20 protein-coding genes are annotated in these 19,923 nt (G+C 33.3%); 4 read left to right on the forward strand and 16 right to left on the reverse strand.

What is annotated here, in order from left to right:
* Positions 1-12: 12 nt before the first annotated feature.
* The 16 genes from RF683_RS01225 to aspS form a co-directional block, all read right to left on the reverse strand.
* On the reverse strand, positions 13-1,380 hold the full coding sequence (locus RF683_RS01225; protein WP_309532418.1) for an NADH-quinone oxidoreductase subunit N: 1,368 nt from the start codon (positions 1,378-1,380) through the stop codon (positions 13-15).
* Between the two features lie 12 nt (positions 1,381-1,392).
* A complete protein-coding gene (locus RF683_RS01230) occupies positions 1,393-2,823 on the reverse strand; it encodes a complex I subunit 4 family protein (RefSeq protein ID WP_309532419.1) in 1,431 nt (476 codons plus the stop codon).
* A 6-nt stretch (positions 2,824-2,829) separates the two neighbouring features.
* Positions 2,830-4,704: an NADH-quinone oxidoreductase subunit L gene (gene nuoL, locus RF683_RS01235; protein ID WP_309532420.1), complete on the reverse strand. Its 1,875-nt coding sequence runs from the start codon at positions 4,702-4,704 to the stop codon at positions 2,830-2,832.
* A gap of 7 nt (positions 4,705-4,711) precedes the next feature.
* Positions 4,712-5,029, reverse strand: a complete 318-nt coding sequence (nuoK, locus tag RF683_RS01240) for an NADH-quinone oxidoreductase subunit NuoK (protein ID WP_298655978.1) — start codon at positions 5,027-5,029, stop codon at positions 4,712-4,714.
* A gap of 2 nt (positions 5,030-5,031) precedes the next feature.
* Positions 5,032-5,535, reverse strand: coding sequence for an NADH-quinone oxidoreductase subunit J family protein (locus tag RF683_RS01245; protein WP_298655979.1), 504 nt, complete (start codon positions 5,533-5,535; stop codon positions 5,032-5,034).
* Positions 5,536-5,537: 2 nt separating this feature from the next.
* The gene (locus RF683_RS01250) at positions 5,538-6,083 is read right to left on the reverse strand and encodes a NuoI/complex I 23 kDa subunit family protein (protein WP_309532421.1); all 546 of its coding nucleotides are present in this window, start codon (positions 6,081-6,083) and stop codon (positions 5,538-5,540) included.
* Positions 6,084-6,094: 11 nt separating this feature from the next.
* Positions 6,095-7,126 carry an NADH-quinone oxidoreductase subunit NuoH gene (nuoH, locus tag RF683_RS01255; protein WP_309532422.1) on the reverse strand — a complete coding sequence of 344 codons (1,032 nt, stop codon included), beginning with the start codon at positions 7,124-7,126 and terminating at the stop codon, positions 6,095-6,097.
* Positions 7,126-8,145 (reverse strand): NADH-quinone oxidoreductase subunit G, encoded by a 1,020-nt coding sequence (locus tag RF683_RS01260; RefSeq protein ID WP_309532423.1) that lies wholly within the window; start codon positions 8,143-8,145, stop codon positions 7,126-7,128. The genes nuoH and RF683_RS01260 overlap by 1 nt, the downstream gene beginning before the upstream one ends.
* A 4-nt stretch (positions 8,146-8,149) precedes the next feature.
* The gene (gene nuoF, locus RF683_RS01265; protein ID WP_309532424.1) at positions 8,150-9,514 is read right to left on the reverse strand and encodes an NADH-quinone oxidoreductase subunit NuoF; all 1,365 of its coding nucleotides are present in this window, start codon (positions 9,512-9,514) and stop codon (positions 8,150-8,152) included.
* A gap of 4 nt (positions 9,515-9,518) precedes the next feature.
* Complete coding sequence (locus RF683_RS01270) at positions 9,519-10,049, reverse strand: NADH-quinone oxidoreductase subunit NuoE family protein (protein WP_309532425.1); 531 nt, start codon at positions 10,047-10,049, stop codon at positions 9,519-9,521.
* Between the two features lie 4 nt (positions 10,050-10,053).
* Positions 10,054-11,289, reverse strand: coding sequence for an NADH dehydrogenase (quinone) subunit D (gene nuoD / locus RF683_RS01275; protein WP_309532426.1), 1,236 nt, complete (start codon positions 11,287-11,289; stop codon positions 10,054-10,056).
* A 10-nt stretch (positions 11,290-11,299) separates the two neighbouring features.
* Complete coding sequence (locus tag RF683_RS01280; protein ID WP_309532427.1) at positions 11,300-11,821, reverse strand: NADH-quinone oxidoreductase subunit C; 522 nt, start codon at positions 11,819-11,821, stop codon at positions 11,300-11,302.
* Positions 11,822-11,823: 2 nt separating this feature from the next.
* Positions 11,824-12,375 (reverse strand): NADH-quinone oxidoreductase subunit B, encoded by a 552-nt coding sequence (locus RF683_RS01285; protein ID WP_309532428.1) that lies wholly within the window; start codon positions 12,373-12,375, stop codon positions 11,824-11,826.
* Positions 12,376-12,388: 13 nt separating this feature from the next.
* Entirely contained in the window at positions 12,389-12,754 is a 366-nt protein-coding gene (locus tag RF683_RS01290; protein WP_309532429.1) for an NADH-quinone oxidoreductase subunit A, read from the reverse strand.
* A gap of 176 nt (positions 12,755-12,930) precedes the next feature.
* Positions 12,931-13,131 carry a cold-shock protein gene (locus tag RF683_RS01295; protein ID WP_298655265.1) on the reverse strand — a complete coding sequence of 67 codons (201 nt, stop codon included), beginning with the start codon at positions 13,129-13,131 and terminating at the stop codon, positions 12,931-12,933.
* Positions 13,132-13,204: 73 nt separating this feature from the next.
* A complete protein-coding gene (gene aspS, locus RF683_RS01300) occupies positions 13,205-14,959 on the reverse strand; it encodes an aspartate--tRNA ligase (protein WP_309532430.1) in 1,755 nt (584 codons plus the stop codon).
* 137 nt (positions 14,960-15,096) lie between these two features.
* Here aspS and RF683_RS01305 point away from each other — a divergent pair, with 137 nt between their 5' ends.
* From RF683_RS01305 to RF683_RS01320, 4 genes are all read left to right on the forward strand, one after another.
* The gene (locus tag RF683_RS01305) at positions 15,097-16,086 is read left to right on the forward strand and encodes a TlpA family protein disulfide reductase (protein WP_309532431.1); all 990 of its coding nucleotides are present in this window, start codon (positions 15,097-15,099) and stop codon (positions 16,084-16,086) included.
* Positions 16,087-16,184: 98 nt separating this feature from the next.
* Positions 16,185-17,174, forward strand: a complete 990-nt coding sequence (locus RF683_RS01310; protein WP_309532432.1) for an aspartate-semialdehyde dehydrogenase — start codon at positions 16,185-16,187, stop codon at positions 17,172-17,174.
* A 49-nt stretch (positions 17,175-17,223) separates the two neighbouring features.
* Positions 17,224-17,517, forward strand: a complete 294-nt coding sequence (locus RF683_RS01315) for a hypothetical protein (RefSeq protein WP_309532433.1) — start codon at positions 17,224-17,226, stop codon at positions 17,515-17,517.
* 171 nt (positions 17,518-17,688) lie between these two features.
* The gene (locus tag RF683_RS01320; RefSeq protein WP_309532434.1) at positions 17,689-19,899 is read left to right on the forward strand and encodes a TonB-dependent receptor; all 2,211 of its coding nucleotides are present in this window, start codon (positions 17,689-17,691) and stop codon (positions 19,897-19,899) included.
* Positions 19,900-19,923 lie beyond the last annotated feature (24 nt).

Genomic DNA, 19,923 nt, shown 5'->3' on the forward strand with positions numbered 1-19,923 from the left:
TGAGGCTAATCTTTATACTAAATTCAGAACGTAATCTGGGAATAAGCCAATAAGCACAAGTAAAACTGTAGCTACTATACCCACGATATAATATTCAGAATGGTTTGCTAATTCATTATCTTCTGACTCTTCTTTCATATACATAGCAATAATTACTTTGAAATAATAAAAAACAGCTATCATAGAGTTAATAATGGCAAATATAGCTAAGGCTAAATACCCATCTTGAATAATTTGTCCAAGAATAAATAATTTGCCAAAAAATCCCGCTAAAATTGGTATTCCAGCCATTGACAACGTAGCAATTGTCATAATAAAGGCCATTAAAGGCGATCTTTTTGCTAAGCCGTTAAAATTTTCAATTTTACAATTGTCTTCTTTTTTAGTAACAAATAAAACTACTGAAAATGCGGCTAACCCAGCAATTGCATACGACAGGGTATAAAACAGTAAATTGTTTTGTGCATGCTCAATGTTTAAAAGTGTCATAAGCATAAATCCAGTGTGAGAAATACCAGAATAAGCTAAAATTCGTTTTAATTTTTTTTGGCGTAATGCCATTACATTACCGAAAAACATGGTTGCAATGGTAACTACCACAATTACTTCTTTGTACTCATCGTACATATAGGTGTTTAATATTCCTACTAATTTAAAGAATGAGGCCATAGCTGTTACCTTTGCTAAGGTGCTCATTAAAGCTGTTACTTGTGTAGGTGAGCCTTCATATACATCGGGAGCCCAAAAATGCATTGGGGTAGCAGCGACTTTAAATAACATGCCTATAGTTAATAAGATGACACCGATATAGAACCAATATTCCGTAGTAGCTGATATAGATGCCTCACGCAATGTTGGCACATCAAACGCACCCGTAGCGCCATACAACATGGCAATACCAAACAATAAAATACCTGAAGCAAATGATCCCATTAAGAAATATTTCATTCCAGCTTCATTACTTTTTATGTTTAAGCGATCACTTCCTGCTAACACATAAAGACCAATGGACAAGACTTCAATTCCTAAAAAGAACATGGAAATGTTATTAAAACTTACCATCGCTACAGCCCCTGAAAGCATAAATACTTTAATAGAGATAAAGTCTGATACTTTTGAACTTTTAGCGTAGCTAGGTGCACTTAAAAGAACTAAAAGCGCAGTTAGTAATATAAATAAACTTGAAAACACATTAGCATATGAATCCATTACTATCATAGATTCATAACCTTGTATTTGGGGTAAGTTATGGGTAATAGTTAAACCAAACAACGCCATAAGCGAGACAATGGTTATAGGAATAATAACTTTTCTTAAGTTAATTATTTCTAATAATAAACAAAGTATCCCGATTCCTACTATAGCTATTAATGTACTCATTTCTAGTGATTCTTAGTTAATTTGGTTTAATATATTTAGTAAACTTGGTTTAATTAAATCAATTATGGGCTGTGGAAATAGACCAAAGAAAATGGTAGTACCAACAATAATTAATAAAACTAAACTTTCTGAAAAAGTAATTTCTTTAAATGCTTTTGTGCTTTCGCCCAGCATACTTTTTTGGAACATGCGCAACATATAAAAAGCACCTAAAATGATAGTAGTACCCGCTACAACTGCATACCAAACGTTTACTTTAAATAAACTATAAAGTAAATTAAATTCTCCAATAAAGTTAAAGGTTGTAGGCAAGGCAACAGAGGCTAATACTACAATCAAGAATAATGAAGCAAATTTGGTTGCTTGAGTTCGAATGCCTCCCATTTCATTTATGGAATAAGTTTGATATCTATTATAAATAATTTCAATACAATAAAATAAGGCTACAATAATTAATCCATGCGAAAGCATTTGTAACACTGCCCCTTGGAACCCTTCATAGGTTAAAGAATATAATCCTGCAGCAATTAATCCTACGTGAGAAAGTGATGAATAAGCTAAGAATTTCTTGCTGTTTTTTTGTTTTAGTGTTAGGATAGCGCCATAAATTATGCCAGCAATACATATAGAAACAATAATAGGTACGTGTGCCTTTGCAGCACCATCAGACAATGGTAATTGCCATCTTAATATACTATATAATCCCATTTTAAGCATAATACCAGACAATAGCATGGTGCCAATTGCTGGCGCTTTACTATACGTATTTGCTTGCCATGTATGGAAAGGTATTATAGGAATTTTAATCGCATAAGCCAAAAAGAAAGCTAAGAAAATATATGTTTTTTCAGTACCTGTTAGCGATAAGGCATATAATTTATCAATGGCAAAACTTGCACATTTACTATACATGTAGATAAATGCTATTAACATAAATAATGAACCAGCAAAAGTATAGATGAAAAATTTTAAGATTGCTTTTCTGCGTTCTTCAATTTCACCATTACCCCATCGTAAGGCAATAAAATAAATTGGAATTAAAGCAATTTCCCAGAAAATATAATACACTAATCCGTCTGCGGCTAAAAAAGTACCAGCCATGGCTGTGCCCATTACTAAAATTAATGCATAGATTGATTTTTCGTTTTCAAATTTTGTGATAAAACCTGTTCCAATAATTAGAGGTAACAAACCTGTTGTTAATAAAAGCATGGCTAATGCCAATCCATCAACATGCAAGGCAAAAGTAACTTCAGGCATACTTAACCACGGCAAATTTACATTTAAGTTTTCACCTGCTAAAAAATTAGTTAAAGCTAAAATTGTCAAGGCAAAAGCACCTAGACTAAAAGCAATTGCTACTCTTGAAGCCCATTTGTTTCCTGAAAAGTAAGTGAAAATCGCACCTACTAGTAAAACTATTAATACAATACTTATATTCATTACTCTTTATTGACGATTTAAAAATAAATAAAACAAAAAACCACAAATTCCTAAAATAAAAGCGAACAAATACACGCCAATATTTCCATTTTGAATTCTTTTCCCTTGCAGCGATAAGCCATAAGCAATATTAGCTGTTCCAAATACTAGCTTAGAAACAAAACGCTCTACATATTTTTTGCAAAATGCAGATAAGGCATAAATTGGTTGTACAACAATAGCCATGTATAATTCATCTAAATAGAATTTATTTGCTAAAATTTTATGTAAACCTTGTGCTTTTTCATCTGCTTCAGGAACTTGTTTTTTATTGATGTACATACTATAAGCAATACCAATACCGATTAAAGCACCCGCTGTTGCGAGACCCATTAGCATATAGGCGGTGCCATTTAAATGATGTGCTTCATGTCCTTTAAATAATGGTGCTAAATAATGATTTAACCAATTACTTCCAGGTAAATTAATTACTCCGCCAATTGTTGCTAAAACCGCTAAAATTACTAATGGAATTGTAATTAAAGCTGGGCTTTCATGTAAATGATGTTTTTGTTCTTCCGTTCCTCTAAATTCACCAAAGAAAGTAAGAAATATCAATCTGAACATGTAAAAAGCAGTCATAATAGAAGCAACTGAGCCTAAGACCCATAAAATAGTATTATGATGGAAAGCGGTTAATAATATTTCATCTTTTGACCAAAATCCTGCAAATGGAAAAATTCCTGAAATAGCCAAAGTAGAAATCATCATGGTCCAAAATGTAATAGGCATACTTTTTTTAAGTCCGCCCATGTTTCGCATATCTTGTTCGCCATGTAAGGCATGAATCACAGAACCTGAACCTAAGAATAAACATGCTTTAAAGAAAGCGTGAGTTATAACGTGAAAAACAGCCACTTCATAAGCGCCTAAACCTAAGGCTAAAAACATTAACCCTAATTGTGATACGGTTGAATAAGCCAATACTTTTTTAATGTCATTTTGAACCAAACCAATGGCAGCAGCAACTATAGCTGTTATTGCACCAACGATAGCAATTACCGATTTTACATCTGGTGTGAGCTCAAATAAGAAATTCATTCTTGTAATCATGAATATACCAGCCGTTACCATCGTAGCTGCGTGAATCAATGCCGATACAGGTGTTGGTCCAGCCATTGCATCGGGTAACCAAGTGTAAAGTGGTAATTGTGCTGATTTTCCCGTAGCACCAATGAATAAACAAAGCGCGGCAACTGACAATAGAGCAGGAGTAATTACATTAGTACCTAAAGCGGCTTTGATTTCCATAAAATCTAATGTATTTAAATAGAAACCTAATACAAAAATTCCAATTAAGAAACCTAAGTCTCCTATACGGTTCATAATGAATGCTTTTTTAGCCGCATCATTATACTCTTGGTTTTTATACCAGAAACCGATGAGTAAATAAGAGCATAAACCTACACCTTCCCAGCCTATAAACATGATTAATAGGTTGCTTCCTGCTACCAATGTAATCATAAAGAAAATAAACAAGTTCAAATAAGAAAAGAACTTATGCATATTTTCATCATCATGCATATAGCTAATAGAATATAAGTGGATTAATGAACCTATTCCAGTAACAAATAATAACCATAAAACAGATAATTGGTCAAAAAGAAAATCAAAATTAACTTTAATTTTTCCTAATGTAAACCAATCTGCTAAATGAAATTTTGGAATTGTTTCACCAGCATTGATTTGAGAAAACAAACAAAGCGTACATAAAAATGATAGTACTACAGCTACTGTTCCAATACTTCCTGATAGGGTTTTACCTAGCATCTTTCCGAAGAAAACGTTGATTAAAAAACCAACTAAAGGCGCAAATAATAAAAGTAAAATAGTTGTCTCCATTAGCTGATTATCCTTTTAAATTTTTTAAATTATCAATGTCAATATTTCCAATATTTCTAAAAATAGAAACTAGAATTGCTAGTCCTACAGCTACTTCTGCTGCAGCAACTGCCATTGTAAAAAACACAAATACTTGACCACTTGGATCTTGATGGTAAACCGAAAAAGCAACAAGTAGTAAGTTTACTGCATTCAACATAATTTCAATAGACATGAACATAATAATGGCATTACGTCTATATAATAAACCAAAGGCTCCAATACAAAATAGCAGCGCAGCTAAAATGATGTAATTTTGAATACCTATTTCTTGTAATACATTCATAGTTATATTTTTTCTTCTTTTTTAGAAATTAATACTGCACCAATCATAGAGACTAGAAGTAACACAGAAGCAAATTCAAATGGAACTTGATATTCGTTTAGCAATACTTTTCCCAATACTTTGATGGACTGAAAATCTTCACCTGTAGTTGTATAATCTAGCATTTCTGGTTGTGCAGATTTTAGAGCAGCAATTAATACAACGCCAAGTACACAAGTCGAAATTAAAGCAGCAAATACAGTCCATTTAGGCTTAGAGGTTTCATCTTCTTTGTTTAAGTTCATTAACATTAGAGTAAATAGTAATAATACCATAATGGCACCTGCATATACAATAACATGAACAACAGCTAGAAATTGTGCATTAAATAACACATAGTGTCCTGCTAAGGTGAAGAAACATACCACTAAATAAATAGCGCTATGAATGGCATTTTTACTGTAAACAGTTAAAAAAGCTGTTCCTAGTGTTATTGCCGATAATATATAGAAAACAATCTCTAACATAATTAATTAATAGTATTTGTTACTGTATTTTGAATAGCCATTTCTAGAGGCATGACTAATTTATCTTTGCCATAAATGAAATCTTCTCTGTCATAATCTGCTTTTACAATTTTCTTTGATTTGGTTAAATAGATAGCTTCTTTTGGGCAAGCCTCTTCACATAAACCGCAAAAAATACAACGCAACATGTTGATTTCATAAATTTCAGCATATTTTTCTTCTCTGTACAAGTGTTTTTCTTCAGGTTTGCGTTCTGCAGCCTTCATAGTTATAGCTTCTGCAGGGCAAGATAAAGCGCATAAACCACACGCAGTACATCTTTCTTTGCCTTCATCATCGCGCATGAGCATATGTTGTCCTCTGTAAACCGGACTAAAAGCACGAACTTCTTCTGGATATTTTATGGTTACTTTTCTTCTAAATAAATGTTTAATTGTGGTTAACAATCCTTTGATAATTGCCCACAAATACATTTTTTCAATAAAAGTCATTTCTTTGTTAGAAACTACTTTTTTTCTTCCCGATAATGATAGTTGTTCTACTGACATAATCCTTTATATTATTTAAATACAACCATTACAATTCCAGTAACAATAATGTTAATTACAGCTAATGGTATTAATATTTTCCATCCTAAATGCATCAATTGGTCATATCTAAATCTTGGAATCGTCCATCTTACCCACATGTAAAAGAAGATGAAGAAACAAAGTTTAGCAAATAGAGATAAAAAGCCTAATAAAGCAGCAATGTTTACGCCCCAATTTTCTGATACCCAATTCATACCCGGGAAATGATAACCACCCAAAAACACTATAGCTAAAATAGTTGATGAAATAAACATATTAGCATATTCTGCAAATAAATAGAATCCCATTTTCATAGATGAATATTCGGTATGGTAGCCCCCAATTAATTCTGATTCACATTCTGCTAAATCAAAAGGAGTTCGGTTTGTTTCTGCAAATGAACAGACTAAGAAAATGATAAATGCTACAGGTTGATATAAAATATTCCAACCATTTTGGGCTTGGTATTCTGTAACTTCTTTAAGGGATAAAGAACCTGTCATCATCAATATGGCAATCATAGCTAATCCCATGGCTACCTCATAAGAAATCATTTGAGATGACGCTCTAACTGCTGACATTAAGGAGTATTTGTTATTTGAAGCCCAAGCTCCAATCATGATGCCATACACACCTATTGATAGTACGCCAAAAATATATAAGATAGATACATCAATATCAGTTGCTTGTAAAAGAACGGTTCTGCCAAATACTTCGATTTTATCTCCCCATGGAATAACTGCACTTGTAATTAAAGCCGTACTCATCGCAATTCCTGGGCCTAAGATGAATAAAAAGCGGTTAGGTGTATTTGGAAAAAATTCTTCTTTTGAAAATAATTTAGCTCCATCAGCAAGCGGTTGTAATAAACCACCCCAGCCTGCTCTGTTTGGTCCAACTCTGTCTTGTAAAAACGCAGCTACCTTTCGTTCTGCCCACGTTGAATACATCGCCATTAACATTGTTAAAGCAAAAACAGTAACTATGATTACACTTTTTTCAATAATAAATGCGCTTTCCATTAGTTATCTTCTTTTTTAAGTGGAACTCCAGCCATACTAATTTTTTTTCGGTCTTCTTCTCGACCAAACAAAATGTGACTTTCTGTATTAATTTCTACTTTGTCTAGTTCTCTAGTGTAGTTATTTTGATTGATTACAGAATCTTTTTCAAATTTTCTTGGTCCTTCAATTACCCAATCAGATACCTCTTTTTTGTCAAAACGACAGGTGTTGCAAATAAATTCTTCTACTTCACCATATTCATCTTTTCGACCAGTAACACGTTGAATTTCGTTTCCAAACATCCAAACCGTAGTTTTACCACAACATTTGTCGCAATCTCTATGTGCATTGTAAGGTTTATTAAACCAAACTCTTGATTTAAAACGGAATGTTTTGTCGGTTAAAGCTCCTACAGGGCAAACATCAATCATATTACCCGAAAATTCATTGTCAATAGCCGCTGAAACACAGGTAGAAATTTGAGCATGATCGCCTCTATTTAATACGCCATGTACACGTCCATCTGTAAGTTGGTCTGCAACCTGAACACAACGTTGGCATAAAATACAACGATTCATGTGGAGTTGAATTTTATCGCCTATATTTTCAGGTTCAAACGTTCTTTTTTCTTCAATGAAACGTGTTTGGGCTTTACCATGTTCAAAACTCAAGTCTTGTAGATTACACTCACCTGCTTGGTCACAAACAGGACAATCTAAAGGGTGATTGATTAACAAAAATTCAGTTACTGCTTTTCTAGCTTCGGTTACTCTTTCCGATTTTTTACTATTAACTTCCATACCATCCATACAGCCTGTAACACAAGAGGCCACAAGTTTTGGCATAGGTCTAGGGTCTGCTTCGCTACCTTTGCTTACTTCTACAAGACAGCAACGACATTTTCCACCACTTCCTTTTAATTTTGAATAATAACACATGGCTGGTGGCACTAAATCACCACCAATCATACGAGCAGCTTGCAGGATGGTTGTTCCTGGTTCTACTTCTACGCTTTGTCCGTCTATGGTTACTTTCATTTGTTTATACAGTTTGATTACTTACTAGGTGACGAACTTTTTCAAATGGTTCATGCACAAAGTGATCTCTATTTTTTATTTTTTCTGGGAATCGTATGTGGTATTCAAATTCTTCTCTAAAATGGCGAATTGCTGCAGCAACTGGCCAAGATGCAGCATCTCCTAGAGGACAAATAGTGTTGCCTTCAATTTTACTTTGAATACTTAATAATAATTCGATATCTTCTTCACGACCGTGACCATTTTCGATACGATGTAATACTTTTTCTAACCAGCCAGTTCCTTCACGACATGGGGTACATTGGCCACAACTTTCATGGTGGTAAAATCTTGAGAAATTCCAAGTGTTTCTTACAATACAAGTGGTATCATTATAAACGATAAATCCTCCAGAACCTAGCATTGAACCTGTAGCAAAACCGCCATCAGATAACGATTCATAAGTCATTAATCGATCTGTTCCTGCAGCAGTTTTATAAATTAAATGAGCAGGTAAAATAGGTACTGATGAACCTCCAGGAACTAAAGCTTTTAAAGGTCTATCATCAATCATACCGCCACAATACTCGTCTGAATTGATGAATTCTTCAACAGAAACACCTAATTCAATTTCATACACACCAGGATTTTTAATATGCCCTGAAGCAGAAATTAATTTGGTACCTGTTGAACGCTCAATACCAATTTTAGCATATTCAGCACCAGAATTTAATACAATCCATGGCACTGCTGCAATGGATTCTACATTATTAACTACTGTAGGGTTAGCCCACAAACCACTGATTGCTGGGAATGGAGGTTTTATACGAGGATTTCCTCTTTTTCCCTCTAATGATTCAATTAAAGCTGTTTCTTCACCACATATGTAGGCACCAGCACCACAGTGTACGTGAAGATCTAAATCATAACCCGAGCCCTGAATATTTTTTCCTAACCATCCAGCAGCATATGCTTCTTTTATTGCTCGTTCTAGGGTTTTAAAAACCCACATATATTCTCCTCTAATATAGATATAGGACAAGTTTGCACCCAAAGCATAACTAGCAGTTATCATTCCTTCAATTAAAAGGTGAGGAATGTATTCCATTAAATAACGATCTTTGAACGTGCCTGGTTCAGACTCATCTGCATTACAAACTAAATGTCTTGGTTTACCAGATTTTTTATCGATAAAACTCCATTTCATTCCTACAGGAAATCCTGCTCCACCTCGACCTCTTAGACCTGAAGTTTTTACTTCTTCAGTAACTTCATCAGGAGTCATTTTAAATGCTTTTTCCACTGAAGTGTATCCTCCGTTTTGACGGTAAACTTCATAGGTTTTGATACCCGGAATAGTTATTTTTTCTAATAATATTTTTCTCCCCATGGTATTATTTATCGTGTAAGGTTATTTTACCAGCTTTACAATCTTCAATCAATTGGTCGAATTTTTCTTTAGATAATTTTTCGTGATAGAAATCACCTAATTGTAACATAGGTGCATATCCACAGGCTCCTAAACATTCAACACCAACAAATTGAAATAATCCGTCTTTAGAAATTTCACCTTCTTTAACGCCTAATTTTTCACAAGCGTAATCCATTAAATCTTCTACACCACGAGTAGCACAACAAGATGTTCTACAGAATTCGAACATATATTTTGCAACGGGTTTTGTATTAAACATGGTATAAAAAGTAACTACTTCATAAACCTCAATAGGTTGAATTTCTAAAATTTCTGCTACTTTGTTTTGCAAATCAACACTCAACCAATTATCATGAGCATCTTGTACTTCATGTAATACAGGGATTAAAGCAGATTTCTTTTTATCGGCAGGATAATGACCGATCAATTCATTAATTCGAGCCATTAATTCTGGCGTGATACTAATATTTTGCGTTGCGTTTGATACTTCCATTTTTTTAAGCGTCTAATTCGCCAGCGATTACGTTTAAACTTGATAATATTGCAATTGCATCTGAAAGCATCGCTCCTTTTATCATTTCAGGATAGGCTTGGTAATAAATAAAGCAAGGTCTTCTGAAATGTAAACGATAAGGGGTTCTACTTCCATCGGTTATTAAATAGAATCCTAATTCTCCATTACCACCCTCTACTGGATGATACACTTCAGCAACTGGGACAGGAACTTCTCCCATAACAATTTTAAAGTGATAAATTAAGGCTTCCATGTTGTTATATACATCTTCTTTTGGTGGAAGATAATAATCGGGTACATCTGCGTGATAAGGACCTTCAGGTAATTTGTCTAAGGCTTGACGAATAATTTTTAGGGATTCCCAAACTTCTGCATTTCTAACACAGAATCGATCGTATGTGTCCCCTGATTTACCTACAGGCACGTCAAATTCAAAATCTTCATAAGAACTATAAGGTTGTGCTATACGGACATCATAATCTACGCCAGCAGCTCTTAAATTTGGACCTGTAAATCCATAACTAATTGCTTTTTCAGCAGAAATTGGACCTACATTTACCGTTCTATCAATAAAAATTCTGTTTCTTGTAAATAGACTTTCAAATTCTTCCCATGCTTTAGGAAATTCTTCTAAGAAAGTATTTAATTTTTCAAATGCAGCGGGACTCCAATCTCTTTCAAAACCACCTATTCTACCCATGTTTGTAGTTAAACGAGCGCCACAGATTTCTTCGTAGATTTCATAGATTTTTTCACGAAATTGAAACACATATAAGAACCCAGTATATGCTCCTGTATCTACACCCAAAATTGAATTACAAATTAGGTGGTCTGCAATACGAGCTAATTCCATTACAATAACACGTAAATATTGTGCTCTTTTTGGGACTTCGATATTAAGTAATTTTTCTAATGTCATCCACCAAGCCATGTTGTTTATTGGTGACGAACAATAGTTCATACGATCGGTTAAGGGTGTAATTTGATAAAACGGACGATTTTCGGCAATTTTTTCAAAAGCTCTATGAATATAGCCTATTGTTGGCTCTGCATCAAGGATTCGTTCACCATCCATTAAAAGGATATTCTGAAAGATACCATGTGTAGCAGGGTGTGTTGGACCAAGATTTAGAATAGCTAATTCACTTCCATCTTCATTATGACGCTCTTCTATATATTTGTAATAGCGATGATCTGCTGGTAATACTACTTTCCCCATTTCTTAAAAATTAAGCATTATTGATTGTTCTTCCGAAGAAACGGTCATCTTTATCTGTTCGTCCAGAATCTTCCATTGGGAATTCTTTTCTTAGTGGGAACGATATCATTTCGTCCATATTTAATATGCGGCATAGATTTGGGTGTCCATCAAAATGAATTCCATAAAAATCATATGTTTCTCTTTCTTGCCAATCGGCCGAAAGGAATAAATTTGAAACAGTTTCAATATGTGGGTGTTCACCACTTAAAAAAGCTTTGATTCTAATTCTTTTGTTTTCAAACCAATTGTGCATGTGATAGACCACACAAAATTGTTCTTCCACAGGGCTTTCTGGATAGTGTACCCCACAAACATCTGTTAAAAAATTAAAATTTAAAGAAGGATCTTCTTTAAGATATCTCATTACTTCAACAATAGAAGGTGATTCCACTTCAAAAACGAACATATCATATTCAGTTCTAAAGTGTTTCACTTTTTCTCCAAAAGTGTCTTGTAATTTATTTTGTATGTCTAATGATTCTAAAGCCATTATTACTCTATGTTATAGGAAGCTAGTAATTCTTTATATTCTTCAGAATTTCTTCTGCGTGTTGATTCGTTTTTCACTAATTCTTGTAATTGCATTACGCCATCTACAATTTGTTCTGGTCTTGGTGGGCATCCTGGAACATATACATCCACAGGTAATACTTTGTCAATTCCTTGTAGTACAGAATAGGTGTCAAATATTCCTCCTGATGAAGCACAAGCACCTACTGCAATAACCCATCTAGGTTCTGACATTTGTTCGTATACTTGTCGTAGTATAGGCGCCATTTTTTTGGAAATAGTCCCCATAACTAATAACATGTCTGCTTGACGTGGAGAGAAACTCACACGCTCTGAACCAAATCTTGCCAAATCATAATGTGAGGCCATAGTTGCCATAAATTCAATTCCACAACATGATGTAGCAAAAGGTAGAGGCCAAAGCGAATTAGCACGAGCTAAACCAATAACTTGGTCAAATCGTGTCGCAAAAAATCCTTCTCCTTGAATTCCTTCAGGAGCATCTGCCATTTTAACATTTTCTGATTTTTCCATTTTTTGCAAATATTTATTCCCACACTAATGCTTTCTTCTTAATAACATAGAAGAAACCTATTAGCAATAAGATCATGAAAATTCCCATTTTTACTAATCCATCAATTCCCATTTCTTTAAAATTAACGGCCCATGGATACATAAATATAACTTCTACATCAAATAATACAAAAAGTATGGCTACTAAGAAGTATTTTACAGAGAAAGGTATACGTGCGTTACCTACGGATTCGATGCCGCATTCAAAACTTTTATTTTTATTTTCGGAAGATCTTTTTGGTCCTAATAAATTGGAAATCAATATAGTTCCTCCAACAAATCCTACAGCAAGCAGTACCTGCATAAAGATGGGTATAAAATCGTGTTGTGAAGTTTGCATTTTTATGCCATTTTAAATGAGCCACAAAATTAATTTGTCTATATGTATTATCAAAATTTTATACCTAAATACGAAACATATTTTGGTAAAATATGATTATTTAAATTCAATCTAAATAATATTGAATAAAGGCATAAAAAAAACGCTCCGTTTAGGAGCGTTTTTCAGGTAATAAATTAATCGTTTATGATGACTACATTAGTTGCTACAATTCCTTTTCTACCTTCTTCTTCTTCGTAACTTACGCGGTCTCCCTCGTTTAAATTGTCTACTTTAATTCCTGTTACGTGTACAAAGATGTCTTTGCCTGTTTCTTCGTTAGTGATGAATCCAAAACCTTTAGATTCATTGAAGAATTTTACTGTTCCTGTTTGCATTATTATGCGTTTAAAATAATTAATAATGCTCAAATATAGTCATTTAGAATTACTATCCAAGAAAATGTTGTAATTATTTTAAAATATTCAATTTAATATGCAATTCATCGAGTTGTTTTTCATCTATAAAAGAAGGTGCATCAATCATTACATCTCTTCCAGAATTATTTTTAGGGAATGCAATAAAATCTCTGATTGTTTCTTGTCCGCCAAGTATTGCTACTAATCTATCTAAACCAAAAGCTAATCCTCCGTGTGGTGGTGCCCCATATTGAAAAGCATTCATCAAAAAGCCAAATTGATTTTCTGCTTCTTCTTTCGTAAAACCTAACAATTCAAACATTCTAGCTTGTAAATCTTTATCATGGACACGAATAGAACCCCCACCAATTTCATTACCATTTAACACCATGTCATAGGCATTGGCTCTAATTTTTCCAGGCTCAGATTGCAGTAAATGCAAATCTTCAGGTTTGGGAGAAGTAAATGGATGATGCATAGCATGATATCTTTTACTTTCTTCATCCCATTCTAACAAAGGAAAATCTACAACCCATAAGGGAGCAAATTCATCCGGTTTTCTTAAACCTAATCGGTTGCCTAATTCCATGCGCAATGCGCTCAATTGTGTTCTTGTTTTATCTGCTGGTCCTGATAAAACTAAAATTAAATCTCCTGGTTTGGCACCCGTTAGTTCTGCCCATTTTTTTAAGTCTTCTTGGTCATAAAATTTATCCACGGAAGATTTAAGCGAACCATCTAATTCATATTTACAGTACACCATTCCGCTTGCTCCAACTTGAGGGCGTTTTACCCAATCAATTAACCCATCAATTTCTTTTCTGGTAAAAGCGGCGCAATCTGGAACGGCAATACCTACTACTAATTCCGCAGCATTAAATACACCAAAATCTTTATGTTGAGCCACGGTGTTTAATTCCCCAAATTTCATTCCAAAACGAATATCTGGTTTGTCATTACCATAGGTTTTCATGGCGTAGTCATACGTTATTCTTGGAAACGTAGCAACATCAATTCCTTTTATTTCTTTAAGTAAGTGACGGGTAAGTCCTTCAAATGTGTTTAGTATGTCCTCTTGTTCTACAAAAGCCATTTCACAATCAATTTGTGTAAATTCTGGCTGTCTGTCGGCTCTTAAGTCTTCATCGCGAAAACATTTCACAATTTGAAAATATTTATCCATTCCACCCACCATTAACAATTGTTTGAAAGTTTGTGGCGATTGTGGCAAAGCATAAAATTGTCCTTCGTTCATTCTACTCGGCACTACAAAATCACGAGCACCTTCAGGTGTAGATTTTATTAAATAAGGCGTTTCTACTTCACAAAAATCTAAATCAGAAAGGTATTTTCTTACCTCCATGGCTACTTTATGACGGAATAATAAACTGTTTTTAACAGGATTTCTTCTGATGTCTAAGTAACGGTATTTCATTCTAATGTCTTCACCACCATCTGTTTCATCTTCAATAGTAAAGGGCGGAAGTTGCGCTTCATTCAAAACAACTAATTCGGTAACAAGTATTTCTATATCTCCAGTTGGAATGTTTTTGTTTTTAGATTCACGTTCAATCACAGTTCCTTTTACTTGTATAACAAATTCTCTACCAAGTGTTTTTGCTTTTTCGAATACATCTTTCGCAGTTCTACTTTCATCAAAAATTAATTGGGTAATTCCATAGCGATCTCTTAAATCAACCCAAATCATAAATCCTTTATCACGAGATTTTTGCACCCAACCGGCAACGGTAACTTCTTGACTGATGTGTGATGCATTTAATTCACCACAAGAATGACTTCTGTACATTTCTATTATTTTTTTGCAAAAGTATAATATTTTTAATTTTTTGTGGTTGTATTAATTAATAATCTTAACAAGAATTTTTAATTTAGTATGCTAAAAAAAATTATTTTTACACTTTAAATAAATCTAAATCGACACAAATGAAAAACAAAATCACATTTTTTGGGACATTAGTGGTTACACTTTTCTCTCTTACCTCTTTTGCACAAGCAAAACTTACAATCAACATGTTAAATAAGCCCTCAGATACAATATATGTAAGAGGAAAAGGGTTTAACCAGATGATTGTTGCAGATAAAAAAGGAACTTTTAGCGCATCATTTGCTGTCACAGATGGATTTTATAAATTAGATACAGGCGAACAGTATGCGGATTTATATTTAACAAATAAATCAAATTTAAAAGCAACATTAGACTATTCTAAATTTGATGAAACCTTAAAATTTGATGGAACAGATGCTGCAGAAAATAATTTTTTAGCACAACAAACGCTAACACAAGAAGCGGATATGGAATTATTATTTACAGCAACTGACGAAGCAGATTTAACTAAAAAAAGTGAAAATTTTAGAAGTAATGTTATGAACAGATTAGCTTCTAATTTGAATGCAGATTTTGTTACTAAAGTTAAAGAGTCTACTGAAAAAAATATTAAAGGAATTACTGAATATATTAAAAGTTCTTTAGAGGTAAAGAAATTGAACGGTTCTGTTTCACCAACATTTGCGTATGAAAATGTTGAGGGTAAAATTATTAAATTAGAAGATTTTAAAGGAAAATATGTCTATGTAGATGTTTGGGCAACATGGTGTGGTCCTTGTAGAGCTGAAATTCCACATTTGAAAAAAGCAGAAGAGGCTTTTCATGGAAAAAACATTGAATTTGTCAGTATTTCTGTTGATGTGCTTAAAGACAAAGAAAAATGGAAAAAATTTGTTACTGAAAAACAATTAGGAGGTGTACAAGTGCTAGCAGATAAAGATTGGCGTTCCGATTTTGTAACAGGATATAAAATTCAAGGAATTCCAAGATTTATTTTAATTGGCCCTGATGGAAAAATTGTGAATGCAGATGCACCAAGACCTTCATCTTCTGAATTAACAAATTTATTAAATACTATAGTAAAATAATAGAGCTGCCTTCGGGCAGTTTTTTATTTACTAACAAATAAATTGATTAATGTTGACTATTTCTTTTTAATTTTGCACAACTTTAAAATTTATATAAAATGAAAGTAGCCGTAGTAGGAGCCACAGGAATGGTGGGAGAAGTTATGTTACAAGTTTTAGCAGAACGAAATTTTCCAGTAACAGAATTAATTCCTGTTGCTTCAGAAAAATCTGTTGGAAAAGAAATCACTTGGAAAGGGAATACATATAAAGTAGTAGGTTTAGCAACAGCCGTTGAAATGAAACCAGAAATTGCTTTGTTCTCTGCTGGAGGTGATACTTCAAAAGAATGGGCCCCAAGATTTGCGGCTGCAGGAACAACAGTGATTGACAATTCGTCAGCGTGGAGAATGGATATTACCAAAAAATTAGTGGTTCCAGAAATCAATGCTTCAGTGCTTACTAAAGAAGATAAAATTATTGCCAATCCTAATTGCTCTACCATTCAAATGGTAATGGCATTAGCGCCTTTACACCAAAAATATGGTATCAATAGAATTGTTGTTTCTACTTATCAATCCATTACAGGAACAGGAGTTAAAGCGGTTCAGCAATTAGAGAATGAATACAAAGGCATACAAGGCGATATGGCATACAAGTATCCAATCCATAGAAATGCTATTCCACAATGTGATGTGTTTGAAGAAAATGGATACACTAAAGAAGAAATGAAATTAGTTCGTGAAACTCAAAAAATTCTTGGAAATGATGCTATTCAGGTAACTGCAACCGCTATTAGAATTCCAGTAGTAGGAGGACATAGTGAAGCCGTTAATGTAGAATTTACTAAAGATTTTGATGTTAACGAAGTGCGCAATTTACTGCACCATACCCCAGGTGTTACGGTACAAGATAATTTGGACACTTATACTTATCCTATGCCAATATATGCTGAGGGTAAAGACGATGTATTTGTAGGTAGAATTAGAAGAGATGAAAGTCAACCTAACACATTAAACATGTGGATAGTAGCCGATAATTTAAGAAAAGGAGCGGCCACAAACACGATTCAAATAGCAGAATATTTAGTAGCAAATAGTTTAGTGTAATTAAATGAAATACAAGTATGTAAAGATTAATTTTTTAGTACTGATAGTAATGATATTTGCCATTTGCTATCAGTCTTTACATATTTTTATAGATGAAGCACATCATCATCTCCAAGCAAAACATTCGAACAATGTAAAAACAATCGCTTACAAAAAGCTATACACAGAGAAAGAAGAATGTCCAGTCTGCGAATTTGAGTTTGCTGCATTTCTTTCTTCAGAAATTTTTACATTTAAATTCATAAATCTTCAATCCAAATTCCATTTTATTGACAACTATATTTCTATAGTTAAAGAAAAGGAGTTTTTATTTTATTCTCATAGAGGTCCACCTTTAGTTTAAGTTTTTTTATTTTGAACTTGTTTACTTCGTCAATTCGTAAGCTCGGGTCAGAATCGAATAAATATTGCAGCCACTTATTACACAGATTGACAGGGATTTTTAAAAATCCTTATTAATCCTATAAATCTGTGGCAAGAAATAGCAATTTAAATCAATAAAATTTAAACGTATATGAAAAAATATATTTTTCTCATCTTTTTGATGAGTTATTCGTTTGTGGCATTTGCTCAAAATTCAGTTTTTGGGACACTAAAATCAGAAACCAATAAACCAATTATAAACGCAAAAATTACCGTTTACGAATCTAATAGTTATACATTTTCAAATCAGAACGGAGATTTTTTACTTACAAATATTCCTGTTGGAACATGCACTTTACTTATAGAAAAAGAAGGATTTGAAATAAAATCAGAAACATTTCAACTTGCGGTTAATGAAAACAAAAAAGTTGAAATTACGTTACAAACACATGCACATCATATCGATGAAGTACTTGTTTCTTCTGTTTTTAATAAGACACAAAAAGAGAATGTCATGAAAATAGATCATTTGACATTAAAAAATTTACAGAGTCAAGGAGTCGTTAATCTCTCGGATGCTTTAGCTATTCATCCTGGTGTAAGTCAAATAGCAACAGGTAATTCTATTGGCAAACCCATTATTCGAGGCTTGAGTGGCAATAGAGTTTTGACCTATGCGCAAGGCATTCGATTAGAAAATCAACAATTTGGAGAAGAACATGGTTTAGGATTAAATGCAAATGGTTTAGAGAGTGTAGAAATAATTAAAGGTCCGGCTTCATTGTTATATGGCTCTGATGCTATGGGTGGCGTGCTCTATTTTAATCCAGAAAAGTACACCATGAGTGGAAAAACAAATATGGAATTAAATCAAATTTTTCATTCTAATACACAAGGGTCCAATACTTCTTTTAGTGTTAAATCGTCATCGGACTCGTTTAAATTTTTGTGGCAAAATAACTATACTACATATGCCGATTATAAAACACCAAATGGCGAATCTGTTGTTAATACTCGATTTATTGAGAAAGATATTAAATTAGGCACGGCGTATGAAACATCAAAATATACGGCAGATTTACGCTATAATTATAATTATTTAAATCTAGGATTGCCAGAACGTAATCTGGTTGATGTACAATTTAGAACGCCTTTATTTCCAAGTCAGCGTATTGATAATCATATATTGAGTTTAAATCAAAAAATATTTTTTACTAAGTCACGTTTAGAGTCAACAATTGGTTATGTTTTCAATAATAGAAAAGAAATTGAAAGTCCAGATGAGGTAGCGTTAAACATGAAGTTAAAAACATTTAATTATAATATACGCTATTATTTACCAACTTACGGTAAGTTTGAAAATATAATTGGTATCCAAGGACTGCATCAAAAAAATATGAATTATGGAGCAGAACGCTTAATTCCAGATGCAGTGATGTCTGATATTGGTCTTTTTGCAACAACTCAGGTTAATTTTTCCAAAAATGTGCTTCAGCTCGGTTTACGTTACGATCAAAGAAAAATAAATGCTTCAACTTTTGGCGAGGAAGGCGAAGAGGGATTTTTTCCTACCGTAAATAGAAAATTTGAAAGTTTTAATGTTGCATTTGGCGTAAAATCAAAATGGAATGACGCAGTTGTTACAAGATTTAATGTAGCAACAGGATTTAGAGCGCCAAATTTAGCCGAACTAACTTCAAATGGGGTACACGAAGGTAGCAATCGGTATGAAATAGGTAATGTTGCCTTGAAAAACGAACAAAATGTGCAATTTGATTTAAATGTTGATTACACAAAAGAGCACTTTGATTTTTTTGTTAATGGTTTTTATAATCATATTACGAATTACATTTTTATTCAACCAACGGGTACTGAAATTGATGGTAATGTCGTTTACAAGTACACTCAAAACAATGCCGCTTTATTTGGTGGCGAAGCAGGAATACATTTTCATCCACATCCTTTCGATTGGTTACACATAACGAGTAGTTATGAAATGGTTATTGGCCAACAAAGAGGTGACTTAAATTTGCCTTTACTTCCCGCTAATGTTTGGAAAAATAATTTTAAAGCTAGTTTTAACATCAATTCAACGTTCAAAAATGCATATGTATTTGTGCAAGCAAATTATACATTGGCACAAAACAGAATCAGCAGCTTTGAAACGCCTACACCTGATTATTTACTTCTCGGTTCGGGTATAGGAACCGATGTGCATTGGAATAAAGTAAATTTTAAACTGTTTGTATCGGGGACAAATGTTTTAAATAAAGAATATATTGCCCATTTGTCAAGATTAAAATCTGAAGCAATGTATAATATGGGACGGAATGTAATTTTTGGTTTAAATTTTAGTCTATAGATTTAGTATATTTGTGATTCATAA

Source organism: Flavobacterium sp. 20NA77.7 (genome assembly GCF_031326205.1).
GTDB classification, from domain to species: Bacteria; Bacteroidota; Bacteroidia; order Flavobacteriales; family Flavobacteriaceae; genus Flavobacterium; species Flavobacterium nakdongensis.

Excerpts from the sequence above, each read along its gene's own strand:
- RF683_RS01225 (WP_309532418.1), bottom strand. The coding sequence starts at position 1,380 with ATGAGTACATTAATAGCTATAGTAGGAATCGGGATACTTTGTTTATTA.
- RF683_RS01230 (WP_309532419.1), bottom strand. The coding sequence starts at position 2,823 with ATGAATATAAGTATTGTATTAATAGTTTTACTAGTAGGTGCGATTTTC.
- nuoL (WP_309532420.1), bottom strand. The coding sequence starts at position 4,704 with ATGGAGACAACTATTTTACTTTTATTATTTGCGCCTTTAGTTGGTTTT.
- nuoK (WP_298655978.1), bottom strand. The coding sequence starts at position 5,029 with ATGAATGTATTACAAGAAATAGGTATTCAAAATTACATCATTTTAGCT.
- RF683_RS01245 (WP_298655979.1), bottom strand. The coding sequence starts at position 5,535 with ATGTTAGAGATTGTTTTCTATATATTATCGGCAATAACACTAGGAACA.
- RF683_RS01250 (WP_309532421.1), bottom strand. The coding sequence starts at position 6,083 with ATGTCAGTAGAACAACTATCATTATCGGGAAGAAAAAAAGTAGTTTCT.
- nuoH (WP_309532422.1), bottom strand. The coding sequence starts at position 7,126 with ATGGAAAGCGCATTTATTATTGAAAAAAGTGTAATCATAGTTACTGTT.
- RF683_RS01260 (WP_309532423.1), bottom strand. The coding sequence starts at position 8,145 with ATGAAAGTAACCATAGACGGACAAAGCGTAGAAGTAGAACCAGGAACA.
- nuoF (WP_309532424.1), bottom strand. The coding sequence starts at position 9,514 with ATGGGGAGAAAAATATTATTAGAAAAAATAACTATTCCGGGTATCAAA.
- RF683_RS01270 (WP_309532425.1), bottom strand. The coding sequence starts at position 10,049 with ATGGAAGTATCAAACGCAACGCAAAATATTAGTATCACGCCAGAATTA.
- nuoD (WP_309532426.1), bottom strand. The coding sequence starts at position 11,289 with ATGGGGAAAGTAGTATTACCAGCAGATCATCGCTATTACAAATATATA.
- RF683_RS01280 (WP_309532427.1), bottom strand. The coding sequence starts at position 11,821 with ATGGCTTTAGAATCATTAGACATACAAAATAAATTACAAGACACTTTT.
- RF683_RS01285 (WP_309532428.1), bottom strand. The coding sequence starts at position 12,375 with ATGGAAAAATCAGAAAATGTTAAAATGGCAGATGCTCCTGAAGGAATT.
- RF683_RS01290 (WP_309532429.1), bottom strand. The coding sequence starts at position 12,754 with ATGCAAACTTCACAACACGATTTTATACCCATCTTTATGCAGGTACTG.
- RF683_RS01295 (WP_298655265.1), bottom strand. The coding sequence starts at position 13,131 with ATGCAAACAGGAACAGTAAAATTCTTCAATGAATCTAAAGGTTTTGGA.
- aspS (WP_309532430.1), bottom strand. The coding sequence starts at position 14,959 with ATGTACAGAAGTCATTCTTGTGGTGAATTAAATGCATCACACATCAGT.
- RF683_RS01305 (WP_309532431.1), top strand. The coding sequence starts at position 15,097 with ATGAAAAACAAAATCACATTTTTTGGGACATTAGTGGTTACACTTTTC.
- RF683_RS01310 (WP_309532432.1), top strand. The coding sequence starts at position 16,185 with ATGAAAGTAGCCGTAGTAGGAGCCACAGGAATGGTGGGAGAAGTTATG.
- RF683_RS01315 (WP_309532433.1), top strand. The coding sequence starts at position 17,224 with ATGATATTTGCCATTTGCTATCAGTCTTTACATATTTTTATAGATGAA.
- RF683_RS01320 (WP_309532434.1), top strand. The coding sequence starts at position 17,689 with ATGAAAAAATATATTTTTCTCATCTTTTTGATGAGTTATTCGTTTGTG.